The sequence below is a fragment of the Sphingobium sp. CCH11-B1 genome, from assembly GCF_001556865.1.
Lineage (GTDB): Bacteria > Pseudomonadota > Alphaproteobacteria > Sphingomonadales > Sphingomonadaceae > Sphingobium.
Map to the genome: position 1 here is coordinate 1 of NZ_LSJY01000096.1, position 8213 is coordinate 8213.

At 63.2% G+C, this 8213-nt stretch carries 7 protein-coding genes; all 7 read right to left on the bottom strand.

What is annotated here, in order from left to right; all coding sequences use genetic code 11:
* On the bottom strand, positions 1 to 2093 hold a 2093-nt coding region (locus AX724_RS10520; RefSeq protein ID WP_156448052.1), incomplete at its 3' end, for a hypothetical protein.
* Positions 2090 to 2713, bottom strand: coding sequence for a hypothetical protein (locus AX724_RS10525; RefSeq protein ID WP_066766049.1), 624 nt, complete (start codon positions 2711 to 2713; stop codon positions 2090 to 2092). The genes AX724_RS10520 and AX724_RS10525, both read right to left, overlap by 4 nt.
* A 2-nt stretch (positions 2714 to 2715) precedes the next feature.
* On the bottom strand, positions 2716 to 3600 hold the full coding sequence (locus AX724_RS10530) for a hypothetical protein (protein ID WP_066766051.1): 885 nt from the start codon (positions 3598 to 3600) through the stop codon (positions 2716 to 2718).
* A gap of 9 nt (positions 3601 to 3609) precedes the next feature.
* Positions 3610 to 4590: a hypothetical protein gene (locus AX724_RS10535; RefSeq protein WP_066766052.1), complete on the bottom strand. Its 981-nt coding sequence runs from the start codon at positions 4588 to 4590 to the stop codon at positions 3610 to 3612.
* Positions 4591 to 4939: 349 nt separating this feature from the next.
* A complete protein-coding gene (locus AX724_RS10545) occupies positions 4940 to 5128 on the bottom strand; it encodes a hypothetical protein (RefSeq protein ID WP_066766054.1) in 189 nt (62 codons plus the stop codon).
* Positions 5128 to 6489 carry a hypothetical protein gene (locus AX724_RS10550; protein WP_156448053.1) on the bottom strand — a complete coding sequence of 454 codons (1362 nt, stop codon included), beginning with the start codon at positions 6487 to 6489 and terminating at the stop codon, positions 5128 to 5130. Before AX724_RS10550 ends, AX724_RS10545 begins: the two co-directional genes overlap by 1 nt.
* Before the next feature lie 259 nt (positions 6490 to 6748).
* The gene (locus AX724_RS10555) at positions 6749 to 7561 is read right to left on the bottom strand and encodes a phage tail protein (protein WP_066766058.1); all 813 of its coding nucleotides are present in this window, start codon (positions 7559 to 7561) and stop codon (positions 6749 to 6751) included.
* Positions 7562 to 8213: the final 652 nt, after the last annotated feature.

Sequence of the window (8213 nt, forward strand, 5' to 3'; positions counted from 1 at the left end):
GTCGCGGAGTTGCCACGGACCGCTTTCCAAGTTTGGTGCGCCTCGTGTTCCGCAAGGGTGCGGTCCAGAAGGTCCGACGCCCTGTCGCCATGAGCGGCCGTGAGTCCTTGGCGCTTCTTTGCGCTTCCCGCCACCCGAGCGGCGGCGTTGCCCCAGTCTCCGAGAGCCTGGACGTCTTGCGCGAGGCCCGAGCGGTGGCCCAGGCGGAAGAAGTCCGCTTGAGTGCCGGTAAGGTCAGCGAGCCGGTTGGCGATGTCGTCACCCGTGGAGGTGGCCATCTCTTCCCCGAGCTCCATGGCTTGGCGGGCCTGTGTGGGGCCTGCGTAAGCGTCACGCGCTGGCTTCCAGTAGGGGTTTAGCCCTTCCGGAGGGATGCCTGGAGAGGGCGGCGAGCGGCGGGGTGCCGCCGTGCCTTCGATCTCGGGTGAGAGCCGTTGGCCGAAGTCGCGAGGCGTTGGGGTCTGGGCGATCGGGTTGGTCGGAACCATAGGTAGACCCGAAGCGCCCACAGGAGCCGGTAGGGACTCGCTGGACGCAGGGAGGGACCGGGAGGGCATCGGAGGTGCCTCCGGGAGCCCAAGGGCCTGAGAGGGGCTGGGAGCGCCTCCTTGAGCCATCATCTCGCCCGTGGGGTTCGGGACAGTGATGTCTGTTCCCGGCTGCGGGTATCGGGGGCCTGTTCCGTCGCCATCCATGATCTGGAGGAGCCGGCTGCGGATGGTCGCCGCGCCCCGCGATGCGCGGGTTACGTCGGGCTGCGCTAGAGGCTTGCCGCCTGCGTAGACGGTCTCATCCAGGACGGACTTGACGCGGTCATACATCGGCATCGTTGGAACGTTAGCGATCTCGAATACGTCGCCGGGTAGCTCCCGCAGGCCATAGGCCGTCAGGTCTTCCCCTTCGTCTCGAAGCTGTCGTCCCGCGATCTGCAAGGCGTCTCGCGCAGAAGGCCGCGTCATCAGCTCTTGCAGCTCCTTCACGAACGGAATGGGCTGGGCATCGCTGACGTCATAAAGCGGCTGCGAGACTTCGCGGGCGTAATCCTTCAGGCGATCGGCCTGGGCCTCTACGTTCGCAGTGGGCCCAAGGGACTCCTGGATATGCTCCGTGACCCTTTGGGTCGAAGCCTGCTGACGCTGGTCGATCGCTCGCCTAACTGCCGCTGTTGCTGGGCCGGGGGACCGCGCAGCGCTCCCGAAGGAGCGGCGGGCAGACTCGTGGACGTCGGCGAGGGCCGCTGGGACGTTAAGGTCCTGCTGGCGGCGGGCCACCTCTGCGGCCACTTCCTGCGGCGTATAGAAACGCCCTGTCTCAGGATTGACAGCGCCCCTAAGGTCTCGGTCCATCACTTGGTTAGCGACGGCCCGGACGGGGTCGCGAGCGAGTTGTGTTCCTTCAGCGGCTAGTAGCTGGCCGGCGCGGCCCGGAAGACGTTGGCCCACAGCCTTTGCCCCCCTACCCGCTGCGCGGACTACAGGGTCGGTCAGTGGTCGAAGGGGTTTCGCCAGGACGCCAGCGGTCTTCGTCACGTAGGGTAACGCGCCGCCTGTAGTCGCAGCTAGGAGCCCCGAGGAGACCGCGTCTGTAGCCTTACCGGCAATGCCTTCCTCTTTGGAGGACATAGCGCCCGATGCGAGCCCGTAGGCACCCGCCGTCTTTGCGCCTGCCAACGCCTTCTGGCCCAGGGTAGCCCCACGAGCGATCTTCGTTGCCGGCAGGAATAAGCCTGCGCCGATACCGGCAAGGCCGGCAGCGTTGGATGCGGTCGGATGGTCGGAGGCTGCCATTTTCTGGCGCTGCTCTTGGAACCGCTGGCCGCGCGAGTAAGCCTTACCGGGCTCGAAGTCCACGGCAGCGCTAAACGGTGCCTGTATGGCGTTCTTAACGACCTCTGAGGCACCCCTTACGAACCCTGCGGAGCCGGGGAGGATGCCGTCCAGGTAATTGCCGGCTACGCCCGCCAGTTCGTTCTTGGTCGTCTTTTCGGGCTTGGGATTTTGTGTGGCCCACCCGTGGGCGACCTTTGCGGCACGCTGGGGGTCGTCCGTTTGGACGTCCACCCGGCGACCGTCTGGCAGGGTAACAGTAATCACTTCAGGATATTTCCGTTCGCGTCGAGGCGTATGGTTTTCGGCTGGGCTGCCTTGCGGCCGACATTCGGCGGGGCCGATGGCAAGCCTAGGCGCTTCGCATAATTGGAGGCGTTGGAGTCTAGGAACTGCTCAAGGCTTTTGAGCGACTCTTCGTTCGATCCGTCGAAGCTCCAGCGGTCGGGCATCGGTTGCAGGGCCAGCTTGCTTTCGAAGTCCGACATGGCACCCTCACCGGGCGTTCGCGTTGCCCCACGTACCAATAGCCGGAGCATGTCCGCCGCTTGGTCAAACTGGGCGTTCTTCTGGGACGGGAGATACTCGCGGATGGACTGGAGAGGCCCAGCGCCCTTGAGGTTGGAATCATAGAGCTCGCGGGTTCGTGCGAGATGCGGACGGATGCGGTCGATGAGGTCCATTGCCTTGCGGGCGTCGTCGCGGGACTTCGCCGTCTCAAGCCGGCCTTCATTGGCTGGCGCGGCCTTCCCGTCCGGTCCTAGCGGCTTCGTACGGGTAGCGCCCTGGTCGCGGTACGCTTGGAGGGCCTGCGAGGCCTGAGGGGTCAGAGCCCCTCTGCGTTCCAGCTCCAGGAGGGCCTGTAGCTTAGGGTCTGCGGCTGCCATGCTTAGTTTCCGAGTGCGATAGAGAGAAGTTCAGAGGTGGCCATCGTGGAGATGGGCGCTTTGCCCTTCTTGCCTCCGCCGCCGCCGCCGCTGCGGCCGCCCCCGCCCGCTCCGCGCTTTGCAAGCGCTTCGCGAGCGATGCTTATGCGCTCGGCTCCCTGTGAGGTCGCCGCCTGGGCACGGTCGCGGTAGATGCCGGTGCGTGCCGCGCGGTCTTGGTCCGCCGCGTTCCGGTGGCCCTCGCGGTTGTCCTCGTTTTCGGCTGCCTGCTTACGGGTCATGGCCTGGGACACTGTCATGCCCATGTTGCCCACTATGTTGCCATACGTGGGGTTCCAGGAGGTCGGCAGGGTGTCCACATCGACGCCATACAGTTCCGGGTTGGCCCTGATCTCCGCGAAGGCCGCAGCCTGTTCCTCAGGGCTTCCCATCTGGGAAATTGCGTACATGGCGCGGCCGTTCATGTCGGCAACGTCCTTGGGCTTCACGCGCTTACCTTGCTGGTAATCCACGAACTGCTGAACGGGCTTGTAGGTGCGCTCGCCAGTCTGCGGGTCCGTGTACACCTCAAAGGCATCATCGGGGCCACCCAGTTGCGGGAGGGCTTGCTGGCGGAGCCGCTCATTCTGATTGTAGATGGCGGTGGCAGCGTTACCGAGGCCGTCCCCGAAATTCTGGGAGCCGAAGAAGCCGGCTGCGAGCGCCAGCATGGTCTGCTGATAATTGTCGTCGTCGAAGGCGCTGGCCTTCTTCTTCATCGGGGGTGCCGGAGGGAGCTGCTGAGTAAGCGTGGAGCCGCCCTTCCCCGCCATGGGCGGAGCTTCCGGAAGGCCCGCGAAGGACCCGGCCGCTGGGCCGGCGAACTGGTTGTTTCCGAAGAAAGCCATGTGATTTCCTTAAAAGGGCTTCCAGCCGAGGCCGCCCGCAAGCGACAGGCCGCCCATTGCGAGGCTGGCGAGGCCGGGACTGCTCTTCGTCTTGGACGTGCCGCTTTCGGTGCCCGACATGCCCCACTGGTTACCGCCGATGATCTGCATGTAACGCTGGAGCAAGTCGGCCTCGCGGGTGTCGTTCCCCTGCCACTTGGCATAGTCGGCGTCCGCCTTGCCCTGCCGGTCGGCCTGATCGGCCGCGTTGGCGCGGTTGATGACGTCATAGGCTCCATAGCCCGCGTCGGCCCCGGCAGAGAGCGCGTTGATCCCCATACCCGCGAGACCCTGATAGGACTGCGAGGCGGTGGAGAGCGCGTTGAGCTTCTGGGCACGGTCGCCCTGGGCCAGATTGAGGCCCTGGGAATATGCATTGCCCCGGAGGGTGGCGGCATTGTCGGCCATGCGATCTTCTGCGCCGCGCTGGGCAATACCGGCCGCCACGCCCGCTCGTGAGCTGTTGATGTTGCCAGTGCCCGAAGCAGCGCGATCGATGCCGGGTAGCGTCACCTCCGCGAGGGACCGGGAGACGTCGCGATTTACCGCGTCGATCTGGCCGTCCAGGTAGGGATTGCTTGCGTAACTGGACGCGGCGGCGATGTTGGCCGCAGTGGCGTCCCCGTTTGCGAGGGCCAGAAAGTCGTCCATCGTGGAGCCAGCCTTAGCGCCGTAGCCCGTCAGGCTCTTGCCGAAATCGGAGAGCTGTTGCGCAGTGCCGAGGCCGGTCTTGGTCGCAAAGTCCTTCGAGGCACTCAGGGACGCCTTGGCGTCGTCCGACATGCCTGCGTAGAGGTCGCCCTGATAAAACGGGGTCCCTGCGGACTTCGTGAAGTTGGCCTTGGCGGCGTCGAAGGCAGACTGGAGATAGGGAGCCTGGAACTTGGAAGGGCCCGTGTCCGTGGTGCTGTTAGTGGTGGTCTTGGAAGTGCCGCTGAAGAGGCCGCCCATGGATGTCCTATTGGGTTACGTGAATTTCCATGCGGCGGTGTCGCCGGTCGGAAAATGACGCGGCCCACTTGAAGCCGAACATGGCGAGAAACTTGGAGTGCTTATGATCGCTCGGGTCGTGAAGAGCGTAGAGAGGCCCCCCGTGGAGGGCCTTTAGGGTCGCGAAGTCCGCCGCTAGGTCGCGCTTTGTGCTGCGGCCCCAGCGACCATGAATGTCGCAGTGAATGAAGGTGTGCTGACGTGTCGCTTGCTCCAGATAGAGCGTGTACATGCGACGTCGGACGACCGGGACCTTGAACTGGTGGTCCGGCTCCGGGATTTCCATGAGGGTTTTCTCCGGAGCCGGGTTTTAGGCGTTGATGGCGGTCAGCCGGTCATTAAGGTCCTGTAGGGCCTGGACGACTTCGCGGGATGAGGTGTCGAGCCGCTTGAGCTCGCTCTCCACGAAGGTTGGGAAGCTGTCGGCAGCTCCGGGACGAACCCGGCGACTATATGGCACCATCTTAGCGATGCGGGTGCGCACTGCGGAAAGGTCCATCAGCGGCGCCCTCGGATGATAAGTTGGATGTCGAAGCCCGAGAGCTGGAAATCGCCGCTTCCCCGGCAGCCAAAGCGGTACGCGAGGTACTTGCCGGCTTCGTTGATGTCGATTTTGCCTTCCACTCGGGGGTCAAAGGCGAGCTCTGCGGACCATGTGGGCTCGACGTTGACCAAGTCGTTAGCCCCGAATTGCCAGTAGGAGTCCTCGGGGTGCTCTATGGCGACCTGAGGCCAAATGGCTTGGAGGTTCGTGTATTGGGTCAGGTTCTTGCCCAAGCTGTCCAGGTCGAGACCCGTGCGCTGCACGAAGGCAGGCTTGAGCGTCTCCAGCTCGATCGGGGTGCTTAGAAGGCCGCCCTTCACGAGGTCGCAGCCATAAAGGCGCGGTTCCGTGAGGCCGACATTCGGAGCGGACCGGCTCGCAAATAGGACGTGCTGGTTCTTATCGCCTTCGGTAGTCGAGAAGATGCCCTCCGCGCTGTCCCAGGTGATCTCATCGGCGCTCTGCCAGGACTTCCCCGAAACCAGGGAGGACCGGCAGGCCGACGTGACGTTGGGGAGGTCGTCGAAGGTCCAGGTGTCGTTGGCGTAGTTGTAGACCGCCGCACGATTGCAGCCGGCCACCGGATTGCCGAAGCCGACAAGGTCGTCCGAGCTGGGATAGCAGAAGCGGATTTCCGAGAGGCGGGCGTCGTGGTTGACGAAGCACAAGTGGCTCTTGGAGGTATCCAGAGCGTTGAAGATGAACTCACGGTTCCGGAGGTCTACGATAGAGCGGGGCTGGACCCCGTCGTGGACATAAATGTCGTTGCGGTCGAACACGAAGTGCTGCCCGCCCACCTGGACGGCGCAATTCGGCCCCATGATGCCGCGCTCATCGAAGAGCTTTGTGAAATCATAGATGAAGTCGCCGCCGATATAGTCCATCGCCCACACCGAGTTGGTGCAGTAGATGATGAAGCTGTTTCGGAGGGCCAGCCCGTCCACGATTGCATGCTGCATTTCGTTGACGATGTTTTCGCCAGCGCTGTTCGTGGTGCTCGTGGGGTCCCAGGAACCGGGCGGATTGCCGAAGCCGGCGAGGTCGGACCATTTCACCATGGTAGGGTAGAGCTGGCCGTTCTTCGAGACCCCGAGGGCGACGAGCGTGTCCTTGAAGGCTCGAAGCACGTTGCACTTGTAGGTTGCGGGCCAGTCCGGGATGAACCTGTATTGGCTGTCGCTGGGGGCCAGATAGACCGGCGTGTTGTTCCCTGAGTTGAGGTAAGACACGCCGCCGAGGAAGCAGCTCGTGATGGAGCCTTCAGCCAGCGGGGAGAGCCCCGAGGGCGTGAGGTCCTCAAAGGTCGAGCCGTTCAAGCGTGCGATCTTATCGAAAGCAGCCGAGACCAGGACGACCTGATCGTACCCCGCAGATGACGGGGGGATGGCGACACAATGGCCGGGCTCAAAGCTCAAGGGGGCGACGGTGCGAAACACAGGGCCCCGAGAGACCTTGCCGTTCCTGAAACGGACATTTACGCCCGCCGTGAAGACAGCGGGGTCCTCAATATCTGAGGGGTTCATGTCCGTGACGATCCCGGCCGCGCCCAGTCGGCGGACCGGGAAAGTAGGCAATTTAGACCTTCATGATGAAATAGGCGGTGACCGATGGCTGGGCCGTGTCGATCGTGACTGTATGAGAGTGAGTGCCGGCCGCCGTCAGGGTGACGTCGTGCGTATGGGCACCGTCAGTCGGAATGGAGTGCGCGTGTCCAGCGCCGGCACCTACGGAAGTCGTGGGGCCCAGGGTGGCGACCGTGGAGGTCCCGAGGAGCCTATAGCCGCTGTCGCCGTCCGAAGTCTTTTCGGCGGTGATGTAATTAGTCTGGCTTACCGTGGTGCTGCCGTCGCCGCGCCCCGCCGCAACCGTGTAGTGCGTATGGGCGGGTATCTGCTCGGTCGAGAGACTCGTGGCACCCGTGGAACCTGTGTGACTATGGGCCCCAGCACTACTCAGCGTGACGCCATGATTATGGTCGCCCACGGCGGAGGTCGTGTAGGTCCTGGAATACTGCCCGAACTTGGTTCCAAGAGGGCGATCTTCGCTGGCACCCACCACGGCCACACCGCGCCAGTCGGGGAGCGTTATGGTCCCCTGCCCGTCCGATCGGGCGACCGTCCGGCCGTCCATGATGGCCCAGCCGGCCGGAACGGTGCTGGAGGCTCCCGTCCAGATGCCCACGAACCCCATCGGGATCATGGCGCTCTTCAGGCCGTTCAGGAGCTCCTGAGTGACGGACGGGTCCAGCGGGCCGGTGAGGCCGGGGAAGGTTGCCTTGAGGGCAGCCTTAATCATGCGGATATGATCGTCGCCGTCTTTGAGGCGATCAGCGCCGGACGGGTTTTGCGGATTGAGCTGGTGAATGTAGCTCGCGGTCTCAAGGGCCATTAGGGTACTTCAGGGAATTGAGGCAGGCCACGAGAGAGCGGACGCCAGGAATTAGGAAATCTGAGAAGGCCCACATCAGAGGCGGGCATCGGTTTTGAAAATCGAAAGGCAGGAGTCTTAGGGGACCCCTAGAGCCTTAAGGGACCTTAAGGGTCTTAAAGGAATTGATTATATAATCTTCCAAATATGACTCTTAAGGACCCTTAAGGGGCACGAGCGGATCATCTGCGATCGCGGATGGTTGTGCATAAGTCCGTACTAATGCAGTCCGTGCAGATTTTCTAGCGATATCAGCTAGTTACCTGAGGGACAGATTGGCTCCATAGGGTCCCATATGGGTCCCCTTCAGATTTCGGCGGGACCCTCCCGGAGAGGCTCAATAATCGTTGCGATCATGGAACCATCAGGGGCCGGATGGGACCCAAAGGGACCCAAAATAATCGGGTAGTCGGCGAGGGTCGGCATGGGACCCAATTTCCCCGTCCGAATTTCCTGAAAACTCCAGGGAAACCGCGAGTTGCAGCGAGGTCCGACGCTCGCGTGAACGCACTAGCGAAGCCGCCAGTTTTGAAAGCGGATTTATCAATGGCCCCGAGGGGGAGCCCGCCCGTCCCGGTAGGGGACCCAAAGGCGCAATCCCCCGCACCACGGT